Origin of the sequence: Paenibacillus sp. MMS18-CY102 (assembly GCF_009789195.1) — a bacterium.
Lineage (GTDB): Bacteria > Bacillota > Bacilli > Paenibacillales > Paenibacillaceae > Paenibacillus_T.
Map to the genome: position 1 here is coordinate 1 of NZ_WSTC01000087.1, position 800 is coordinate 800.

The 800-nt window shown below is 48.4% G+C and carries 1 protein-coding gene; it reads left to right on the forward strand.

The window, feature by feature from the left end; genetic code table 11:
- The coding region (locus GON22_RS25515; protein ID WP_160398864.1) for an IS4 family transposase at window positions 1-783 on the forward strand (783 nt) is incomplete at its 5' end.
- Window positions 784-800: the final 17 nt, after the last annotated feature.

Sequence of the window (800 nt, forward strand, 5' to 3'; positions counted from 1 at the left end):
GATCTATTGATCTTGGATTCAACTAAAATTACAGTGGGAGCCGGCCGCCTCCCCTGGGCACCGTTGAAAGGCGAACGTGCGGGAGTCAAGTTACATGTTGCGTACAAACCAACACAAGGGCAACCCCACCGCATCGAAGAAACCACCGGCAATCGGCCGGATTTGCTTAGTAGCAATGCCTTGCGGGATACCGATTACATCATCGTCGCAGACCGTGCTTATGCCAAATTCATTCAATTTGATGCCTATGTCCAGGATCGGCAATCGTTTGTTATTCGCATTCGGGATAATGCTACTTTCCATCAGTCTCGCCCTCGTAAGAGGCAGAAAGCCGTAGGTTCCCCCATTCTGGAGGATTTCACATGCCAGATCGGAAGGGGGGCGAAACGTTCGAAGCAGCGCCACCGCGTTATCAAGTTGCAGGACCCGAAAGGGAACCCTGTTATTTTGGCAACCAATTTAACGCGTTCAGCCGAACAAATTGCCGAGCTCTACCGCGCCCGTTGGCAAATTGAAACTTTCTTTCGATGGGTGAAGCAGCATGTCAATGTACCCGTTCTTTTTGGTACGAGCCCTAATGCAGTCTACAGCCAGTTATATATTGCCATGGCCGTTTATGTTTTGCTTAAAATGTTCTTTGAACATGTGTCTCCCCGTATACACGAATCTGCCTCACTATCCTTAACCCTATTCGTTCGTGCACTTCGACACCATCATTTGTCTCCCGAATGGAGAGTAGCACTCTCTTCTTATTCGTTCACTTTTCCATTTCCAGATTCTTGATAATCAACAGACCTGCA